Origin of the sequence: Arenibacter sp. F20364 (assembly GCF_023015905.1) — a bacterium.
Lineage (GTDB): Bacteria > Bacteroidota > Bacteroidia > Flavobacteriales > Flavobacteriaceae > Arenibacter.
The window spans coordinates 95,068-114,035 of sequence record NZ_JALKBD010000018.1; the positions used below are offsets into that span (position 1 = coordinate 95,068).

17 protein-coding genes are annotated in these 18,968 nt (G+C 41.8%); 6 read left to right on the top strand and 11 right to left on the bottom strand.

Annotated elements, in window-relative coordinates; translation table 11 throughout:
- The first annotated feature begins 1 nt into the window (after position 1).
- Entirely contained in the window at positions 2 to 781 is a 780-nt protein-coding gene (locus tag MWU84_RS15445) for a C4-type zinc ribbon domain-containing protein (protein WP_246903094.1), read from the top strand.
- A gap of 64 nt (positions 782 to 845) precedes the next feature.
- Here the strand turns inward: MWU84_RS15445 and MWU84_RS15450 are convergent, their stop codons facing one another.
- Together MWU84_RS15450 and MWU84_RS15455 are read right to left on the bottom strand one after the other, a co-directional pair.
- The gene (locus tag MWU84_RS15450; protein WP_246903127.1) at positions 846 to 2,186 is read right to left on the bottom strand and encodes an NAD(P)/FAD-dependent oxidoreductase; all 1,341 of its coding nucleotides are present in this window, start codon (positions 2,184 to 2,186) and stop codon (positions 846 to 848) included.
- Between the two features lie 320 nt (positions 2,187 to 2,506).
- A complete protein-coding gene (locus MWU84_RS15455) occupies positions 2,507 to 3,055 on the bottom strand; it encodes an ATP-dependent Clp protease proteolytic subunit (protein ID WP_110356606.1) in 549 nt (182 codons plus the stop codon).
- A 30-nt stretch (positions 3,056 to 3,085) separates the two neighbouring features.
- Here MWU84_RS15455 and MWU84_RS15460 point away from each other — a divergent pair, with 30 nt between their 5' ends.
- Both MWU84_RS15460 and MWU84_RS15465 read left to right on the top strand, forming a co-directional pair.
- The gene (locus tag MWU84_RS15460) at positions 3,086 to 3,277 is read left to right on the top strand and encodes a hypothetical protein (protein WP_246903095.1); all 192 of its coding nucleotides are present in this window, start codon (positions 3,086 to 3,088) and stop codon (positions 3,275 to 3,277) included.
- A 44-nt stretch (positions 3,278 to 3,321) separates the two neighbouring features.
- Positions 3,322 to 4,008 carry a hypothetical protein gene (locus tag MWU84_RS15465; RefSeq protein ID WP_246903097.1) on the top strand — a complete coding sequence of 229 codons (687 nt, stop codon included), beginning with the start codon at positions 3,322 to 3,324 and terminating at the stop codon, positions 4,006 to 4,008.
- A 12-nt stretch (positions 4,009 to 4,020) separates the two neighbouring features.
- Here the strand turns inward: MWU84_RS15465 and MWU84_RS15470 are convergent, their stop codons facing one another.
- From MWU84_RS15470 to MWU84_RS15480, 3 genes are all read right to left on the bottom strand, one after another.
- Positions 4,021 to 5,169, bottom strand: a complete 1,149-nt coding sequence (locus MWU84_RS15470) for an MFS transporter (RefSeq protein ID WP_246903099.1) — start codon at positions 5,167 to 5,169, stop codon at positions 4,021 to 4,023.
- A gap of 89 nt (positions 5,170 to 5,258) precedes the next feature.
- The gene (gene kynU, locus MWU84_RS15475; RefSeq protein ID WP_246903101.1) at positions 5,259 to 6,530 is read right to left on the bottom strand and encodes a kynureninase; all 1,272 of its coding nucleotides are present in this window, start codon (positions 6,528 to 6,530) and stop codon (positions 5,259 to 5,261) included.
- Between the two features lie 65 nt (positions 6,531 to 6,595).
- On the bottom strand, positions 6,596 to 7,060 hold the full coding sequence (locus tag MWU84_RS15480) for a GNAT family N-acetyltransferase (protein WP_246903103.1): 465 nt from the start codon (positions 7,058 to 7,060) through the stop codon (positions 6,596 to 6,598).
- A gap of 41 nt (positions 7,061 to 7,101) precedes the next feature.
- Between MWU84_RS15480 and MWU84_RS15485 the strand changes: the two genes are divergently transcribed.
- On the top strand, positions 7,102 to 7,743 hold the full coding sequence (locus MWU84_RS15485) for an O-methyltransferase (RefSeq protein ID WP_246903105.1): 642 nt from the start codon (positions 7,102 to 7,104) through the stop codon (positions 7,741 to 7,743).
- A 294-nt stretch (positions 7,744 to 8,037) separates the two neighbouring features.
- On the opposite strand, the gene MWU84_RS15490 is transcribed toward MWU84_RS15485, so the two are convergent.
- The 6 genes from MWU84_RS15490 to MWU84_RS15515 form a co-directional block, all read right to left on the bottom strand.
- Positions 8,038 to 8,592 carry a phosphatase PAP2 family protein gene (locus MWU84_RS15490; protein WP_246903107.1) on the bottom strand — a complete coding sequence of 185 codons (555 nt, stop codon included), beginning with the start codon at positions 8,590 to 8,592 and terminating at the stop codon, positions 8,038 to 8,040.
- Between the two features lies 1 nt (position 8,593).
- Positions 8,594 to 8,875, bottom strand: a complete 282-nt coding sequence (locus MWU84_RS15495) for a twin-arginine translocase TatA/TatE family subunit (RefSeq protein ID WP_246903109.1) — start codon at positions 8,873 to 8,875, stop codon at positions 8,594 to 8,596.
- Between the two features lie 318 nt (positions 8,876 to 9,193).
- Entirely contained in the window at positions 9,194 to 11,503 is a 2,310-nt protein-coding gene (locus MWU84_RS15500) for a M1 family metallopeptidase (protein WP_246903111.1), read from the bottom strand.
- Positions 11,504 to 11,560: 57 nt separating this feature from the next.
- Complete coding sequence (locus MWU84_RS15505; protein ID WP_246903113.1) at positions 11,561 to 12,070, bottom strand: DUF6702 family protein; 510 nt, start codon at positions 12,068 to 12,070, stop codon at positions 11,561 to 11,563.
- Between the two features lie 640 nt (positions 12,071 to 12,710).
- The gene (locus MWU84_RS15510) at positions 12,711 to 13,454 is read right to left on the bottom strand and encodes a carboxypeptidase-like regulatory domain-containing protein (protein WP_246903115.1); all 744 of its coding nucleotides are present in this window, start codon (positions 13,452 to 13,454) and stop codon (positions 12,711 to 12,713) included.
- 554 nt (positions 13,455 to 14,008) lie between these two features.
- Positions 14,009 to 14,758 carry a hypothetical protein gene (locus MWU84_RS15515; RefSeq protein ID WP_246903117.1) on the bottom strand — a complete coding sequence of 250 codons (750 nt, stop codon included), beginning with the start codon at positions 14,756 to 14,758 and terminating at the stop codon, positions 14,009 to 14,011.
- Between the two features lie 186 nt (positions 14,759 to 14,944).
- Here MWU84_RS15515 and pepE point away from each other — a divergent pair, with 186 nt between their 5' ends.
- Both pepE and MWU84_RS15525 read left to right on the top strand, forming a co-directional pair.
- Positions 14,945 to 15,640 carry a dipeptidase PepE gene (gene pepE / locus MWU84_RS15520; RefSeq protein WP_246903119.1) on the top strand — a complete coding sequence of 232 codons (696 nt, stop codon included), beginning with the start codon at positions 14,945 to 14,947 and terminating at the stop codon, positions 15,638 to 15,640.
- Positions 15,641 to 15,858: 218 nt separating this feature from the next.
- On the top strand, positions 15,859 to 18,968 hold a 3,110-nt coding region (locus MWU84_RS15525), incomplete at its 3' end, for a hypothetical protein (RefSeq protein WP_246903121.1).

Below are 18,968 nucleotides of genomic sequence, written 5' to 3' on the forward strand. Positions count from 1 at the left end.
TATGGCAACAAAGACAGAAACAACGGTAGAAGAAAAGTTAAGAGCACTATATGATTTGCAATTAATTGATTCTAGAGTTGATGAGATAAGAAATGTTAGAGGAGAACTTCCTCTAGAAGTAGAAGATTTGGAAGACGAGGTACTTGGCCTTAAAACAAGAATGGATAAGCTTAAGACCGATGTTGAAACCGTTAACTACGAAATAGGCGCCAAAAAAAATCTAATCGATGAGGCCAAAGTCCTGATCAAAAAATACGCGGAACAACAAAAGAATGTCCGTAACAGTAGGGAATTCAATTCCTTGACCAAGGAAGTGGAATTCCAAGAACTTGAGATTCAATTGGCGGAAAAGAACATCAAGGAGTTCAAAGCGCAGATAGAGCAGAAAAAAGAAGTTATAACCGCAACCAAAGAGCGTTTAGCCGAAAGGGAATCTCACTTAAAGCACAAGAAGGGCGAGTTGAACGCTATTTTGGCAGAAACAGAGAAGGAAGAAAAAGCACTTCTAAAAAAATCGGAAGAATATCAATCCCAAATCGAGGAGCGATTGGTAAAGGCTTACAATAGAATCCGAAATAATGTAAAAAATGGTTTGGCAGTAGTGCCTATTGAAAGAGGTGCCTCAGGTGGATCTTTCTTTACCATTCCACCACAAGTTCAGGTAGAGATTGCGTCGCGCAAGAAAATAATTAGTGATGAACACAGTGGTAGAATTTTGGTAGATCCAGTTTTAGCCGAGGAAGAGCAGGAAAAAATGCAAAAGTTGTTTTCTAAATTATAGAATTTAACAGCTAATAAAAAACAAAGGCCATCTTTTCAGATGGCCTTTGTTTTTATCATTAAGTCTACAAAAGACTCAATATTTTTTTATCCACTTCCTCGCTATCCCAAATGTCGGCTATATTGGGAATTTGCATTATTTGCTTCATTATTTCTTCCTGTGCATCCCCATTGGCCAAAGCCTCCACATAGGGCCTATTTGAAAATGTAACCCGGGAATAGGCAGGAATCCATTTGTCCGGGTATTTTGAAGCAAAGCGTTTTTCAATCTTTTTCTGCAATATAAAATTGGGGTCGGCCGTCATAGTGCTCATTTCCATAAAATTTCGGTAACTAAGTTCTGCTATGGCATCCGCGTTGGGCTTCCGCTCTGTCTGATAGGTGCTAAATATTTGCCCCCAATCATCCCCATATTTACCAATAATCTTGTTCAGGGCATATATATCCTCAAAGCCAGCATTCATCCCCTGTCCATAAAACGGCACTAGGGCATGTGCAGAATCACCTACCAATGCCACCTTGTCCCAATAAGTCCATGGATAGCACTTAATGGTTACCAAAGCACTCGTTGGGTTACTAAAAAAATCTAAAGTCAAGTCTTCTATGACCGGGGTAACATCGGGAAAATGGGTATTAAAGAAAAGTTTTGCCTCTTCCTTGGTATTAATTTTCTCAAAAGAAATCTCTCCTTCAAAAGGTAGGAACAGCGTGCAAGTAAAACTCCCGTCCATATTCGGCATGGCAATGAACATAAACTTCCCCCTGGGCCAGATATGAAATGAATTTTTATCCAATTTATGGGTTCCATCTTCATTGGCAGGTATGGTAAGCTCCTTATAACCGACATCTATAAATTCCTGATGGTAATTAAACCTACTTCTACGTTGCATTTTGTGCCGGACTCGAGAAAAAGCGCCGTCGCAACCAAAAACAATATCATACAGATATTCTTTCCACACCCCTTTCTCCGTTGCTCCGGTATATATTTTTCCTTCCGGAAGGTTTACGTCCCACACCTTCTCCTCAAATCGAAATTCGACACCTGCCTCTTCCGCAAGATCTATCATTCTCCTATTTAATACACCCCGTGAGATAGACCAGATGGCCTCTCCTTCCTTTCCATATTTCTGATAATACTCCGGTTGCCCAACTAGGTGAATGGCCCGCTTGTCCAAGGGAATGGCGATTTTCTTTACTTCATCCTCAATACCCACCTCCCTTAAGGCCGTCCACCCCCTATTGCTCATTGCCAGGTTGATGGATCTTCCGGAAAACTCAACATTTCGGATATCGGGCCTACGATCGTAAACCGTTATTTGGTGGCCTAATTTCCGAAGATAAATTGCCAATAATGAACCTACCAATCCTGAACCTATTATGGCAATTTTTTTAGGGGTTTGCTTCATACTGATGAAATAGGGAAAAGTAATAGTTAAAGTAATAAATGTAGTAAAATAAAGTAACTTGAATAAAATAGGTATAATATCATCACAAAAACCCCGTGCAAGGCCTGCATTTTCCTTCTCCAAAGCTTCAGCGATAGAACAAGGTGACATTTTTTAAGAAAAAACTTCTTTCGCGAGATCCAAACAGTGTATTTATCTCGTATATAATTCACATACCGCTTAGGCGTCCATATATAAAAAAGTCCTTCACATTAAGATTGCGAAGGACTTTTCCTTTTATGTATAACAACTTATATAAGTTGTGGCAAACTGCGAAAAGGCTATTCCAGAATTCCGTCTACAATACCATAGGCTATGGACTCTTCTGCATTCATCCAATAATCCCTATCGAAATCCTTCATCACCTTTTCAAAATCCTGACCACAATTTTCAGCCAATATCTTTGCACTTAGTTCGCGGGTCTTTATAATTTCCTTGGCCTGTATCTCTATATTGGAAGCCTGACCTCTGGCTCCACCACTGGGCTGATGTATCATCACCTGGGCATGTGGCTGAATAAAACGTCTTCCCTTCTCCCCTACGGATAATAAAATAGATCCCATGGATGCAGCCAAGCCGGAACATATGGTAGATACCGGACTCTTTAATGACTTAATGGTATCGTACATAGCAAAACCAGAAGTAACATAACCTCCCGGACTATTTATGTACAATTGGATTTCCTTGTTATTTTGCATATCCAAATACAACAAACGATCGATAACATGTTTGGCTGTGTCATCATCTACCATTCCCCAAAGAAATACTTTTCTTTCACCCAGCAGTTTTTCGTCTATTGCCTCTTGTATCTTTCCTTTTTTTGAACTCATTTTTTGATTTCTAATTAAGTTTCAAAAATAATGAATTTATTGGGAATAATGGCAGCTAAATTATTTGGCAGTTCTTTCAATTATATCGGCACAAAAACAGAAACCCTTTTTTTCCTAATAATTAATCTTAAGGATAGAATGGCCTTTAAGAAGGAACAATGGACAGAACAACACCCTAATGCCTTCTTTTTAAACCGTACCCATAATGTATTTAGGCAATAATACGAATTTTGCCAAAAACCTATTATCTTTGATAAAAACCAAACATGAAAAATTCAGTACTAGCCGTTTTTTGCTTCAGCCTTTGCCTATTTGGTTGCAAAACAGATAAAAAAACAGAAGTGGGCGCCGAAAAAATGGAACTCTCCATTTTGGACAAAGTGGCCAATGCCCACGGTTTCAATCAATTCCGAAATGTAAAGGAAATTGCCTTTACCTTTAATGTTGATCGCCCTGACAGTCATTCTGAGCGCAGCTGGGTGTGGAATACCATGACCAATGACATTGTTTCCATCAACAAGGGAGACACCATTTCTTACAACCGTAATTCTATGGACAGTACGGCAACAAAAGTAAACGGTGGATTTATAAACGATAAATATTGGTTAATGGCTCCTTTTAATTTGGCTTGGGACAAAAACAATATCACCTACGACCACAAAAGCGACGTACCCGCCCCTATTAGCAAGAACCCTATGCAAAAATTGACTATTGTTTACGGGAACGAAGGGGGCTATACTCCTGGAGATGCCTATGATTTTTATTTTGGAAACGATTTTATGATAAAGGAATGGGTATTTAGGAGAGCAAATCAACCAGAGCCTTCACTAATCACTACCTGGGAAAATTATGCTGATATCAACGGCTTAAAAATTGCAGAAATGCACCAAAATGAGGACGGTAGTTTTAAGTTGTACTTTACCAACATAAAAGTAACTTCTAAAAACCCCTAAGGTTTTTGGCCATCACTTCCTTCTCCTGTGCAGCTGAAAAGTGGCACCAAGTACTATAATAGTGCAGGCCAACAGAATAACGAAGGTATACTTTAGGGAATAACTCTCTGCAACAAATCCCAACACTACCGGACCCAGCAAAAATCCAGCATAGCCGGTACCTGCTATAAAGGATACCCCTTGGGAAGAATCCACGCCCCTGACTGTACCTCCTATCCTAAAAAGCTCCGGAATAATTACCGAAAAACCAAGTCCTATAAATGCAAATCCAATTATGGCCATATAGGTATAGGTAGTCAGGACAAAAACAAAACCTACAATGGCGATAGACGCCCCTAAGGCCACTATTTTAATGGATCCTATAGCAGCGCTGATACTGTCGCCCAGGAACCTTCCCAAGGTCATCATTATGGAAAATGCCAGAAACCCCGCACCTATCAATGTTTCCGGTGCCATGCTTATTTCCTTTAGAAACAGTCCGCTCCAATCTACAATAGCTCCTTCGCCACCCATTACTACAAAAGAAATTATTCCGAGAACTAAGAGCGGTTTAAAGAGTTTAAGACTAAAAGGCTCCTTTTCCACCGGAGCAGCTACTATGTGTCTATAGTGTTTATGGAATATAAAATTTACTATAAATACCAAAATAACGGCATATAGCATATGCAGGGCCGGGTTATTGATCGTAAATATCAGAAAACTGCCCAGGCCTGCAATTACACCCCCCAAGCTAAAAAAGCCATGTGAAGCCGACATGAAATTTTGCCGATCTTCCTTTTCAATTTCTGTGACCAAGGTATTCATGGCAATATCGGTTAATCCATTACTCGCGCCCAACAGAAAAAGGGCCCCCATTAAAGAATAGTAATTGGGTGCCATTAAAGGCAATAAAGCCGCAAAGCAACTGAACAAAATACCATACCAAGTAACCTTCCCCACCCCAACCCTATTAATAATCTTGGCTGCCACGGGGAATATTACGAATACGCCTAGGGACAGAAAAAAAAGAGCGATTCCCAAATCGGCCTTGTCGATCCCCAATTTCTCCTTGACCGAAGGAATGTAAATAGCCCAAGTACCAAACAAAATATTAATACTGGCAAATACCCAAGAAGGAGCAAAATATCTTGGATTGGAAAGAATAAGACGCAGTGACTTCATAAATGGTTTGGCAGTTATAGCGTATTTAGGTTTGAGGCCGGAAAATTAGCAATTATTAGGGATTAATATGAAGGATAGTGGGCGGTAAATTACTTCTTGGCCTGGATTCCGGATTTTAGAATTTGTCCAAAGTTGTACATATCGGCAAAGGAACAATAAAAAGGCGCCGGAGCCAAACGAATTACATTGGGTTCCCTCCAATCCGTGACCACCCCATTTTCCATTAAATAGTTGAACAGTTCCTTACCCTGCCCGTGTAAAAACACGGAGAGTTGACAGCCCCTGTCCTCTGGGGTTATAATTTCAAAGGAGCCATCGGTCTCCTTATCTATCTCTTGAAGAATGAATTCCAAATAGGCCACAATGAGCTTTCTTTTGGTAATGAGGGTCTCCATTCCTACCTCATCGAACATTTCCAAAGAGGCCAGGTATGGTGCTAGGGACAGCACGGGAGGATTGCTCACCTGCCATGCATCGGCATTTTCCATAGGTTCAAACTCTGGCTTCATTAGAAACCTAGTCTCCTTCTTTGTTCCCCACCAACCTTCAAACCTAGGAATATCTTTACTGTTAAGATATTTCTCGTTTACAAAAATCCCTGAAGCATTGCCTGGACCACTGTTCATATATTTATAACTGCACCAAGCAGCAAAATCAACATCCCATTCGTGGAGCTTTAGGGCAACATTGCCGACTCCATGCGCCAAATCCCATCCTACAAATGCACCCTGTGCCTTGGCCGCCTTGGTTATGGCTTCCATGTTAAACACCTGCCCATTATAATAATTTACGCCCCCAATGAGCACAAGCGCCAATTCATCACCAACCTCATTAATTTTATCAATAACATCTTGGGTATGCCAGAAATTTCCACTCGATCTTTTCTTAACCTCTACAATGGCGGTTTTGGGATCCAATCCATGGAATTCAACTTGACTATTCAACATATATTGATCGGAAGGAAATGCCTTTTCCTCACAGATAATCTTAAATCGCTTTTGTGTAGGTCTGTAAAAAGAGACCATCAGCATGTGAAGGTTTACCGTCAAGGTATTCATTACGGAAACTTCTTGGGTCTTGGCCCCTACCACTTTTGCCAAGGGCGCTGCCAACCTTTCGTGATAATCCCACCATGGTTTTTCGGCGTGGAAATGACCTTCTACGGCCAGATCCTTCCAGTCCTTCATTATGTCATCTACAAACTTTTGGCTGCGTTTAGGCTGTAATCCAAGGGAATTTCCAGTAAAATAAATAACGTCCTTACCCTTTACCTGAGGAAAATGGAATTCATCTCGGTATTCCCTAAGGGGGTCCACTACATCCAATTTTTGGGCAAACTCTAACGAATTTTTAAATTCCATATCCTAGATTTTATGCAAAAATACAACTTACAGATAGAAGGGAATATGGTAAATCCATAATTTGATCAATCCGCACGCACCCGCATTTCCAAAATATGCTTTTTAAATCCCACCTTCTCATAGGCTCTAATGGCCGGGGCATTATCATTGTAAACCGTAAGTCTAATTTCATCTATGCCTTTAGCTTTGGACCATACTACCAGTGCATCCACAATGGCCTTATTAACGCCCTGACCACGTTGTTCCCTATCGGTATACATAAACCCGAGATAGGTGTATTTTTTATGGTCCAAATAGGGTTTTGCATCCCGTATTAACCCATAACCGGAACCTACTATCTGCGAATCCAGCTCCGCTACCATTACCGCGGCCTCTTCTGACAATATTAGTTGCCTAAGGTCATAATAGCTAATAGGATCTTTGTCCAAAGTTTCGTCAAAAGGTCTTTCTGCGCTAATAATTTCCTGTTCAAAGGACAATAGCGTTTTTAAGTCGGCCAATGTGGCCATTCTTACGGTAAATTGTTGCATGATCATTATATTTGAAGGCTTAAATATACAAAGTAAAGCTTATGCATTTTTTATCTTCCGTACTGGAGCAATATATTGCCGACCATTCGCAATCGGAACCCGAATTACTTCAAAGACTTACCCGGGAGACCCATTTAAAGGTAATTCAGCCCAGGATGATCACCGGTCATTTTCAAGGTCGGGTGTTGAGCCTTTTATCCAAAATAATCCAACCTAAAAATATTTTGGAAATAGGTACCTATACCGGCTACTCCGCCCTATGTTTGGCCGAGGGCCTACAAAAGGAGGGAACATTGCACACTATTGATATCAATGAAGAGCTCTATACCATGCAAAGACGTTATTTTGACCAAAGTGGGTATGGGAATCAAATTGTACAACACACTGGCGATGCCCTGGAGGTAATACCTGAGCTGGACGTAGTTTTTGACTTGGTATTTATTGATGCCGAAAAAGTGAGTTACGACCATTATTACGAGGCCGCCTTAAAAAAATGTCGTTCCGGAAGTGTTATTCTATCCGACAATGTGCTGTGGTCCGGCAAGGTAGTGGAGCCCTTGGATCCAAAGGACAAGGCAACCAAAACTTTAGTGGACTACAATAAAAAATTAAAGGATGACCCTAGGGTAGAGACGGCATTATTGCCTATTAGGGACGGACTCACCTTAAGTAGGGTGTTGTAGTCTGGATGTTTGCAGACTTTACCGAGGAATGATTTCGATAGAGTCCATTTCGGGACGACGAGAAGTCGCACAAAATCGGTTTTGGACAGCCACTAATCAGTATGTGTTGTTAGCTCAATAGTTGATTGCCCAATTCAAGTTCAGTATGAGTTAGTTGTGTAATTTCTCTTCCTTGAAGTCGTTCGAAATGACTGGTTACAATGACCGGGAAAAAGAAGTAATTTTTATACACCATCCCCTTCCGTATCCTAATGTACACGCCCTAAATGATTGTCGTAAATTATATAGAAAAAACTAACTTGCCGGCTCCCATTTATGGTAGAACCTATAGAAAAAAATGGCGAAGAGAACCCCCACTAAGGCACCTACGATAAGGTCCAAAGGGTAATGTACGCCTACATAAATACGGCTCATAGCAAATAGAAGTGGCCAAATATAGAAGACCCATGACCATTTCCATTTATGTCTAAGAAATAGAAAAATACTGGTCGTTATACTAAAGGAACTGGAAGAATGCCCCGAAAAAAAGCTATATCCGTCCGGACTTTTAAGAATACGGATAATGGTGTTGATCTCCTCCGTATGGTTGGGCCTTAAGCGGCCAACCCATTCTTTGACAAGTCCTGTAAACACAGCTACTACGGCAACGGTAAGCAGTACAGTTCCAAGAACCCAAAAGGCCTCATTTTTAGGGTATGACCTAAAAATAAGTACTAAAAACAAAATGAATAATGGAATCCAAGTAGCGAAATTGGTTACGTAAGACCAAAAGACATCTAGGTTTTCGATGCCCAAACTATTCAAATAAATAAAGGTATCCCGGTCCCACTGTAACAGTTGGTCCAGCATATTACTTTCTTTTGACAACGCCGGTTACCTCATCAACGTTCTTCTTTACCTTATTGATTTCGTTCTTTATGTCGTCGGTAAAACTAGTGTCTATACCCTGCTTCTCGGCACTTTTCTGAATTTCTTTCTTTATGTCCTCAGTGGCATCCTTTAGTTGTCGCATGCCCTTACCCAATCCCTTGGCTATACCAGGAATTTTGTCAGCGCCGAAAACCATTACCACGATAAACATGATAAAAAAGATTTCAGCCCCGCTAATAAATAGAATTATCGTACTTAACATAACACAAATATAATGAGAAGTTTGACAGCTGCATAAAAAATAAGGTTAACTTTTTTTTGACCCCATAAACCCCGTAAAATAAGGGAATTCAATAAACTACTGCCAATATAAGCGCGTACAAAACACCTCTTTTGGCAGTAATTCAAGGATAAACATCCCCGCTCCAAGGACAACACCATGAAAGAAGGTGAAGAATATCAAAACCCCAATGAGGGCAGCCAAAAGGGCCAAACCAACATTGGGGTTTTAAAATATTAAAACGATCATTTTCTAAATGATACAACTACTTAATGTCAACCGTCATAATAGTAGGAATTCCTATTTCCCTCTTATATTCTCCTTAAAGATATCAAAGTCCGATTTTACCTCTTTGGTAGGCCATGAATTATTGGTAGTGTCTATATCGGCAGTTTCGGCCTTTGGATCAATAACAATCCCCACCAACTCCTTACCGGAAGCGACGACCCTTTTTACTTCCTTATCATTTTTTCTCCAAATCTCAGCGGGATAGGTAATATTTTCCTTTGAACCATCAGCATAGGTATATTCAACGATCAAGGGCATAGGAATACCTCCTGGCTTGTTAAAAGTAACCTCATAGAAATATTTGGGCTCCTTAATGGCATTTCTTTCTGCAACCGACATATTATCCATCATAAACTCCTTTAAGGTTTTTGAATTTTCTGTCGGCGCTTTTCCCTTTAGGTTTGGGTCGGCATCTTCACTGTCTCCTTCCGCCAAATATACCAAAGGTGGTAAATCTTCTTCCTTGATATTCCTTGCGGCCATGATCTCCCTCATCTGTTTCGAGGGCCTATCGGATACATAATATTTTTTCACTCCCTTTATACCAATATCCACATAGTCCGTAGTGTAAAACCAACTTCTCCAATACCAATCCAAATCAACGGCCGAGGCGTCCTCCATGGTCCTAAAGAAATCTTCTGGGGACGGATGTTTAAACATCCAACGTTTTGCATAGGTCTTAAAGGCATGATCAAACAGCTCTCTTCCCATTACGGTCTCCCTAAGAATGTTTAGTGCAGTAGCAGGTTTGGCATAGGCATTATTTCCCAACTGATACACATTCTCTGGATTGGACATTATTGGCGCTATGGTACTTTGGTCACCGGACATATAGGGTATTATCTTGGAAGCTTCCCCTCTCCCTGACGGGTATTTGCTATTTGGAACGATTGCTTCCGGGAAGGCTTCTCCAAATTCCTGCTCTGCCATGTACTGCATAAAGGTATCCAACCCTTCATCCATCCAACCCCACTGGCGCTCATCGGAGTTAACGATCATCGGGAAAAAGTTGTGTCCCACCTCATGTATAATTACGGAAATCATCCCGTATTTTACCCTATCCGAGTAAGTGCCGTCTTCATTGGGCCTTCCATAGTTCCAGCAAATCATAGGATATTCCATTCCTTGATTTTTGGCGTGCACTGATATTGCCTTGGGATAAGGATAATCAAAAGTATGGGCAGAATAAGACTTTAAGGTATGAACCACGGCCTTGGTAGAATATTCCTCCCATAACGGGTTCCCTTCTTTTGGATACATGGAAATGGCCATGACATCCCTATTCCCTATTTTAACGGCCTGCATGTCGTAAATAAATTTACGTGAGCTGGCAAAACCGAAATCCCTAACATTTTCTGCCTTAAGTTTCCATGTTTTTTTCTTGTCCGAAAACCCCTTTTCGGCCTCTTCGGCTTCGGCCTGACTTACTATGATTACAGGTTTGTCATAGGATTTTTTTGCTTTCTCATAGCGACTTATCATTTCTTTGGAATATACTTCCTTCATATTCTGAAGCTCTCCGGTCCCATCCAAAATATGATCGGCCGGAACAGTAATATTAACCTCGTAATTCCCAAATGGGAGGGCAAATTCCCCGCTGCCCCAGAACTGATGGTTCTGCCATCCTTCTATATCGCTATAAACTGCCATTCTAGGGAAGAATTGTGCTATGACATACGCCCTGTTACCGTCCTCTGGAAAGTACTCATATCCTGAACGCGCCCTATTTACGGTGTGGTCCGGAATGTTGTACCACCATTTAATGGAAAATGACACCTGTCCCTTACTTTTTAGAACTTCGGGAAGATCTATCCGCATCATGGTCTGGTTTATAGTGTAGGGCAAGGCCTTACCATCGGAGTCCCTAACATATTCTATGTTGAATCCACCATCGAAAGGCTCTGTCATATATTTGTTGGCAAAACTGGCTACCGGTTCGGCCACAGGCACACCTTCACTGTCACGCATAGGCGATTTGGAAGTTTTGGAACGAACGTTCTGATCTAACTGTACCCATAAAAATGAAAGGTCATCGGGTGAGTTATTGGTATAGGTAATGGTTTCTGAACCATAGATCTTGGCATTTTTATCATCAAGCTCAATGTCCATTTTATAATCTGCCTGCTGCTGATAATAATCCGGACCTGGCGCGCCCGAGGCCGATCTGTAGGTATTTGGGGTAGCAAACTCTTCATAAAGCTGCTTAAATTTATTCTGATTAAGATGCCCGGGTTCCCGTTCATTCTTTACTTCTTCCTGTGCAAAAGTCACTGCTGCACATAGGATTAACAGCGAAGCAAAAACATGTTTCATTCTACTCATATTTGAAATTGATTTTTTAGCGCGGGAATTTAACAATTATATAACGGATTGTATTAATTACTTCAAGTTTAACATTCCTTTATTATTCTCCCTGATAAGCACAAAACTCTTTTTTTGATTTTGGAGTTTAAAGTGGACCACATTTTTTTGTTCCTCATAGATATCCATTAGCACTTCGTTTTGCACGGAAATATTGGTCACGGTACTTATATCGACTTTAGGCACCTCCAAATAGCAGATCATAATATCGTTATCATATATTTTTCCCAAAAAGTTGTATGCAACATCCTTATCGTTTATAGCTAGGGCAAACTTGGTTCTGAGGTATTTCTCAATGTATTCATTGGCCTGGGAAGACTCGTCCTTGGAGGCCAAATTGCCCGTAAAGCCGTACCTCTCCTGCAACACCTTATCAAAATCGTCGATAAAAATCCTGGTCGTAATCTGCAGCGCCTTGTCCTTATCGGAGTAACCAATACTGGTTACACTTATGTAAAACTTATGTGCTACCGTGAATGCAAACAATGGCAATAACAGTACTACAAGGGTCTTCTTTATTAATTGCATACTATTTTATATCCGACAAAAATAAGCAATGACCGTGCCATTTGTTAGACTATTGAAGGGAAATTTTTATTGTTTAGATGTAAGAATTGAGATGCTAGATGCTAGACTTTAGATTTGGACCCTTAACCTTTGACTTTGAATTTTGAACCTTGCACAGCTATGTCCTTAACCGGAAGCCATTAGCTACTATTGTCCGGTCGAGGGCAGTCGAGACCTCATTCGGTGTGCCAGTAGTGAGTAGTGAGAATTGAGAATCTAGATTCTAGATTCTAGAGTCAGTTAACTAGACAAAAGTTTTCAGTTCAATGTTATAAAGTTCAAAGCCGTCACTTCGAGTGATCCGACAAAGGAGGATTGTATCGAGAACTGACGATAGTACTTTCCTTTCCGACCTCAACTGCCCACTGATTACTGCCAACTGTTCACTGTTCACTGTTTACTGTTCACTGCCAACTGTTCACTGAAAACTGCCCACTCTCCATCAAGTGTTCTCGATACAAAATGCCTACTGGCATTTCACTCGAACTGACGATAGTACTTTCCTTTCCGATTTCAACTGCCCACTGATTACTGCCAACTGTTCACTGAAAACTGCCCACTGTTCACTGTTTACTGTTCACTGTTAATTGATCATTGTTCCTCACTCCATCTCATTATTTTTCCTATAAATGACACTTTTCTGTTTTATAAATTCCCAAATAGCAAATAGGTCCTGACTATCCACAACCGCATTAAAATTGGTATCGACCTCACAGTAATAGAGGAAATCGTCTATTTTTTCCAAGGGAATTTTGAGTTGTAAAACAAACAGACTATCGGCGAATTCGGTTCTCAGTTGTTGGGATTTGTTGTATTTAATATCCCGAGCTACGCGTTTCTTCAACATTTTGGTGCGCCCACTTATGGCATTGATCAACGGATTAAAAGGAATACTGGTCATCATCCCAATAGTCATAGGCCCCATAGAGGCTTCCCTAAGCAATCGTTCGCTCTGCATCAAGGGCTTTACATGGGCATTCGGTAGCCCTAAGCTAGTGGCAGAAATTACAGGTCCCACATCCATATTGTTCATATCCCTATCCAGCTCCCCAGTTAGGTTATAAGGCATAACGATAACCTCATCCAAAGCAATATTGGATTCCTCAAGAGGAACGGATAAAAATTTGCTTTCCAAGATACTGGCATTTACTACAATTTCCTTGCGCTTATATTGCACGGCAGAAAAAATAAGGGTATCGTTTAGGCGTACAGCTATGGAAAAAAATCCATCTATATCGGTTATGGCAGCTTTTTTTGTAGTGGTATTGAGCACATGGGTGGCAGCAACATCGCCATCTTCACTATACACTTTACCCTCCAAAGTCTTGGAAAAATCCTGTGCCATTAGCGCTTGTGCAAATACACAATAAAAAATAAAAACCAAATATATTGGAACAATACGCACTACGTTCTTGTTATTGTGGATTACTTTTTCCAGTCCTGTCAGAATTGAGATACTGGATGTTGGATTTTAGACATTAAACATTCAACTTTTAACTTTGAACTATCACTGCCCAACTGATTACTGTTCACTCTCAATCAAGTGTTCTCGATACAAAATGCCTACTGGCATTTCACTCGAACTGACGATAATACTTTCCTCTCCGACATCAACACAACTGATTACTGTTTACTGACCACTGCCCACTGTTCAATGAAAACTGTTCACTCTCGATCAAGTGTTCTCGATACAAAATGCCTACTGGCATTTCACTCGAACTGACGATAGTACTTTCCTTTCCGACTTCAACTGCCCACTGATTACTGCCCACTGTTCAATGAAAACTGTTCACTCTCAATCAAGTGTTCTCGATACAAAATGCCTACTGGCATTTCACTCGAACTGACGATAGTACTTTCCTCTCCGACATCAACTGTTCACTGTTCACTGACCACTGACTACTCCATTTGCTCCAGATAGGTCTTGCTATGGGTAACCAGGAAATCTATGAGCTGAAATTCATTACGCTTTTGCAACAAAGACCTTTCTGGCAATTGGGTATCGCAATACAGCAAAAAATCGTCTATTTTATCTTGGGGCAGTTTTAGGTCCAGCACAAAAAACTCATCATCATATACCTGCCTTAGAACCTCGCTTACCTTCAAAGGCTGCCGATCAACATCCGTATCGTTCCCTTTGGCCGCCAACATTAGCGCTTTAAAAATATTAACAAAATTAAGTCCGTCCTTCATTCCTTTGTCCGCATCGGACAGGGCTATATTCTCCACCGCCGTTAAACGGTCCGTTTCATAATTGTATTCCTTGTCCAGGAATTCTTTGTTCTGGGCCTGAAGAAATTTTTCCTGATTTTCGGGTGTTACCACCACCTCGTCCAACTCGGTCACCTTTTCGGTCACCTCTACCACCAACCTGTTATTTTCCAGAATATCAGAGGTAATATCTACCACCTTCAACTGGTAGTTTATGGCCGTAAACACCAATTGGTCGCCTACTTTCACCATAATCCCAAATTCCCCTTTGTCATTGGTAATCGTAGCTCTTTCGGTGGTCACATTAATAACATTCTCGTTGGGAACGTTCACATTTCTATAAAGTACCTGTCCCCTTAAATATTGGCGGTCATCATCCTGTGAATAGGACATTGCAACACATAAGAAGAAAAGCAGTAAGAGTATTCTATTTCGCATTTTTTTATTTAAAATTAGATAAATTAAGCTTCAAATATCCTATTTTTCTCAAAGAAATAAACTCAAATGCTGCTTTTCTACCAATATCGGATAAAGAAAAAGCAAGTTGGGTTCATAAAAAAGCAACACACCTTTAAACTTTTGTTAATTTGTATCTTGCCTATCCGTTTTCAAAGAATCGAACACATGAAAAAAAAAATATTATTGGCCAGTACCTCTACCCTCTTTGGACAGGAGTATCTGGAATATCTCATGGAAGAATTAGAGTCCTTTTTTGAAGGCTGTACCACCATCACCTTTATTCCTTACGCCAGGCCCGGCGGTATTTCCCATGAGGATTATACTGCCCTGGCAACTACCGCCTTTTCCAAAATAAATAAACAGGTGGTAGGGCTCCATACTTTTACCGATCCGCTAGAAGGCCTCGCGCAAGCGGAAGGCATTTTTACAGGTGGGGGAAATACCTTTCTCCTAGTGCAGCAATTGCACCAATTACAGCTTATAAACCCTTTGAAGGCAAAAATAGAGTTGGGCACCCCATACCTTGGAACCAGCGCGGGCAGTAACATTGCCGGCCCAAGCATGAGGACCACCAATGATATGCCCATAGTATACCCCTCCAGTTTTGATACTTTGGGTGCGGTAAACTTTAATCTTAATCCCCATTATTTGGATCCGGACCCCAATAGCCAACATAAAGGCGAAACTAGGGAAACTAGGATCCGTGAATTTCATATCTTTAATACTACCCCCGTAATTGGCCTCCGTGAGGGCAACTATATTTTGGTGAACGGAGACCACAAAATGCTTAAGGGCGAGGGTACGGCGCGCATCTTTGAAGCTGGAAAAAAACCTTATGAAAGTAAGAATATTCCCTTTTAACGGAGATACATTTCAGTTCACCTAGTAGTAACGTATTTTACCCGATAAAACTGTGTATATCTTACGATAATTTTACTTTTGATAGCCCAAGTTTTAAAAGTATAAGTGCCCGATTTATAAGGCAGTATGGATTTAAGTACAAATCCATGGGCTGTTGGCACAAAAACTTAAAACCTTGAACACTTTAAGCAATAGGAGAACACTAAAAAAAATTGAAAATGAAATATATCCACTTCTTTTTTTGCCTGCTATTGGGAATGGCCGTGCAGGCCCAGATAAAGATCGGGGACAACCCGCAAAATATAGACCCTAGTTCTGTACTGGAACTGGAAAGTAGTTCCAGGGTATTGGTCATTACCCGTGTAAACACCGCACAAATGGACGCCATTATACCCTCGGCAGGGGCATTGGTATATAATACGGATATAGAATGTATCCATTATTATACGGGTGTGGAATGGAAAGACATCTGCGATGCGGTGGCCGGTTCCATTACCTTTACTTCGGACGATGGTACGGTTGTAATTACTTCCACCGGAGGCAATAACTACGACCTAAAGGTGGGGGAGATTACGGGAATGAACATTGTAAACGAAACCGTTTTTGGCGCCGATATTGCAACGGCCACAATTGGGGAGCGACAATTGGCACCCAATTCTGTTGGTTCTTCCGAACTACAGGACAATACCGTAGGAAAAGATGAAATACAGGAAGCTGCAGTAGGTACCTTGGAGATAATAGACGGTACTATTAAACCGGAAGACATGGAACCCGGGGCCTTTGATCAGTTGTTGACGACCGATGCCGCCGGCAATGTGGTATGGCTAAATAAGAACGAGCTAGGCGCTACCCAGGCAGACCAGTCTACCATTACAGGGGCGGGCACATTGGCAGACCCTATAAAAGTTGGGAACACTGTATTGGGAGACATTTTGGCCAATGCCACTGCAATTACAACCAAGGAAGATGTGGCCAACAAATCGGACGATACGGCCCTAGGAAACTCTACCACCCTCTACCCCACCCAAAATGCGGTAAAGACCTATGTGGACCAATTGGCAGGAGCGGCCAGCACTTTAGCAGATGGAAATATTTTTGTGGGCAGTGCCGGCAATGTGGCCACAGGAGTCCCCATGGGTGGGGACGCTACTATTGACAATACCGGCTTGGTGACTATTGCCGATCTTGCGATAACTTCCCCAAAAATAGCTGATAATGCCGTAGGCCAACCCCATCTAGCCGACAATTCTGTTATCTCCAATAAAATATTGAATGGCAATGTTACTCCCATTAAAATTCAACCAGGAGCCGCTAATCAGATCATGACCACAAATACGCTTGGGGTGGTGACTTGGCAACCGATTTCAGCAGTGGGCGGCAATCAGGATTTAGCTAGTGTACTAGGTTTTGGAACCAATGCTGGAAACAACCAAATAAACAATTTAGCCAACCCTACCGATCCTCAGGATGCTGCCACCAGAGCTTATGTGGATGCCCAGGTGGGTGGCGTTGGCGGAACCGGGGACATAACGTCCACTGATCTGACCATAACCGGAGGCACTAATGCAGCCTTTAATGACGTGAATCTTGAAATTACTGCCGGGGCTGTGGGTACTGCCGAACTAGCAGACAACTCAGTAAATTCTACAAAAATTATAGACGGTGCGGTGCAAACTGTTGATATTGCCAATAATTCTGTTTCACCACTTAAGATTGAATCTCCAGGTGCCGCAAACCAAATGTTGACTACGGATGGTACCAATGCGGTGACATGGGTACCGATTGCTGCTGGATCTACAGAGTTAGCAGATCAGGTTACCATTGTTGGAGACGGAACAACCGGCAATGAGTTTGAAGTAGCTGATAATTCTATTGCTCCTATCAAAATACAATCGCCAGGCGCTGCAAATCAGATGTTGACAACCGATGGGGCGAATACAGTAACGTGGGTACCTATTGCTGCTGGCTCTACAGAATTGGCAGATCAGGTTACCATTGTAGGAGACGGAACAAGCGGGAATGAATTTGAAGTGGCCGACAATTCTATTAGCCCGGCAAAAATAGAAACTCCTGGCACTCCAAACCAGATGTTGACTACCGATGGTAGCAATACCGTAACTTGGGTTCCCATTGCAGCTGGCTCTACCGAATTGGCAGATCAGGTTACTATTGTGGGAGATGGATCAACCGGAAACGAATTTGAAGTGGCAGATGGAGCTATTAATTCGAACAAAATAACGGATGGCACTATTCAGGCTATTGATATAAGTCCAAATGCAGTTACAACAGCAGCAATCCTTGATGCCAATGTAACCCCAATAAAAATTTCACCTGGAACAAATGGCCAGTTTTTAAGTACCACTGGCGGAGCCGTAGTTTGGGATAATTTACCAGGGGGCGTAGGTGGAACCGTTGAAGCTGATGGTGTCACTATTGAGGGTAATGGAGTTAGTCCAAACCCTTTACAGGTAATGGACGGCGGTATTACCTCTACACAAATTTTAGATTTGACCATTGCAACTGTTGACATTGCAGATAACAACGTAACTCCAGCAAAAATTGAACAAGGTGCTGCTGGACAGGTTCTTACCACCGATGGTACAGGTGATGTAGTTTGGGCAGCTCCTGCTGCTGGATCAGTTTCCGTTGACGGTACTACCATAACCGGGGACGGTAACCTGACAAACCTTTCGGTCCCAACGGGCGGCATTACTACTACGCAAATTTTTGACGGAACTATAGCAACAGCAGATATTGCGGACAATAACGTAACTCCTACTAAAATAGAGCAAGGTGCCACAGGACAAGTATTGACCACCGATGGTGCAGGGGACGTAGTATGGGCCGTTCCTGCTGCTGGTTCAGTTTCTGCCGATGGCACTACAATAACCGGCGATGGAAACATCACAGACCTTTCAGTTCCGACAGGTGGAATCACTACAGTACAGATTTTGGATGGCACTATAGCAACAGCGGATATTGCCGATGCAAACGTAACTCCAGCTAAAATAGAGCAAGGTGCTACCGGACAGGTATTGACCACCGATGGTGCAGGGGACGTAGTCTGGGCCGTTCCTGCTGCTGGTTCAGTTTCTGCCGATGGCACTACAATAATTGGCGATGGAAACATCACAGACCTTTCAGTCCCGACAGGTGGAATCACTACAACACAGATTTTGGATGGCACTATAGCAACAGCTGATATTGCCGACAATAACGTAACTCCTGCTAAAATAGAGCAAGGTACCACTGGACAAGTATTGACTACTGATGGCGCAGGGGACGTAGTATGGGCCGTTCCTGCTGCTGGTTCAGTTTCTGCCGATGG

Excerpts from the sequence above, each read along its gene's own strand:
- MWU84_RS15445 (WP_246903094.1), top strand. The coding sequence starts at position 2 with ATGGCAACAAAGACAGAAACAACGGTAGAAGAAAAGTTAAGAGCACTA.
- MWU84_RS15450 (WP_246903127.1), bottom strand. The coding sequence starts at position 2,186 with ATGAAGCAAACCCCTAAAAAAATTGCCATAATAGGTTCAGGATTGGTA.
- MWU84_RS15455 (WP_110356606.1), bottom strand. The coding sequence starts at position 3,055 with ATGAGTTCAAAAAAAGGAAAGATACAAGAGGCAATAGACGAAAAACTG.
- MWU84_RS15460 (WP_246903095.1), top strand. The coding sequence starts at position 3,086 with ATGAATTTATTGGGAATAATGGCAGCTAAATTATTTGGCAGTTCTTTC.
- MWU84_RS15465 (WP_246903097.1), top strand. The coding sequence starts at position 3,322 with ATGAAAAATTCAGTACTAGCCGTTTTTTGCTTCAGCCTTTGCCTATTT.
- MWU84_RS15470 (WP_246903099.1), bottom strand. The coding sequence starts at position 5,169 with ATGAAGTCACTGCGTCTTATTCTTTCCAATCCAAGATATTTTGCTCCT.
- kynU (WP_246903101.1), bottom strand. The coding sequence starts at position 6,530 with ATGGAATTTAAAAATTCGTTAGAGTTTGCCCAAAAATTGGATGTAGTG.
- MWU84_RS15480 (WP_246903103.1), bottom strand. The coding sequence starts at position 7,060 with ATGCAACAATTTACCGTAAGAATGGCCACATTGGCCGACTTAAAAACG.
- MWU84_RS15485 (WP_246903105.1), top strand. The coding sequence starts at position 7,102 with ATGCATTTTTTATCTTCCGTACTGGAGCAATATATTGCCGACCATTCG.
- MWU84_RS15490 (WP_246903107.1), bottom strand. The coding sequence starts at position 8,592 with ATGCTGGACCAACTGTTACAGTGGGACCGGGATACCTTTATTTATTTG.
- MWU84_RS15495 (WP_246903109.1), bottom strand. The coding sequence starts at position 8,875 with ATGTTAAGTACGATAATTCTATTTATTAGCGGGGCTGAAATCTTTTTT.
- MWU84_RS15500 (WP_246903111.1), bottom strand. The coding sequence starts at position 11,503 with ATGAGTAGAATGAAACATGTTTTTGCTTCGCTGTTAATCCTATGTGCA.
- MWU84_RS15505 (WP_246903113.1), bottom strand. The coding sequence starts at position 12,070 with ATGCAATTAATAAAGAAGACCCTTGTAGTACTGTTATTGCCATTGTTT.
- MWU84_RS15510 (WP_246903115.1), bottom strand. The coding sequence starts at position 13,454 with ATGGCACAGGATTTTTCCAAGACTTTGGAGGGTAAAGTGTATAGTGAA.
- MWU84_RS15515 (WP_246903117.1), bottom strand. The coding sequence starts at position 14,758 with ATGCGAAATAGAATACTCTTACTGCTTTTCTTCTTATGTGTTGCAATG.
- pepE (WP_246903119.1), top strand. The coding sequence starts at position 14,945 with ATGAAAAAAAAAATATTATTGGCCAGTACCTCTACCCTCTTTGGACAG.